We start from the raw sequence: 201 nt of genomic DNA, 5'->3' as shown, positions 1-201 counted from the left end.
ATTGCACAATGGGCGCAAGCCTGATGCAGCCATGCCGCGTGTGTGAAGAAGGCCTTCGGGTTGTAAAGCACTTTCAGCGAGGAGGAAGGTGGTGAGCTTAATACGCTCATCAATTGACGTTACTCGCAGAAGAAGCACCGGCTAACTCCGTGCCAGCAGCCGCGGTAATACGGAGGGTGCAAGCGTTAATCGGAATTACTG

The 201-nt window shown here is 53.7% G+C and carries 1 rRNA gene; it reads left to right on the top strand.

The features are described from left to right. Positions 1–201, top strand: a 16S ribosomal RNA gene (locus HWW83_RS25920); the annotation flags it as partial.

This window comes from Serratia ureilytica, from assembly GCF_013375155.1.
Taxonomy (GTDB): domain Bacteria; phylum Pseudomonadota; class Gammaproteobacteria; order Enterobacterales; family Enterobacteriaceae; genus Serratia; species Serratia ureilytica.
Note: the sequence above shows the minus strand (reverse complement) of the source record. Positions and strands in the feature narration are given on the sequence as shown.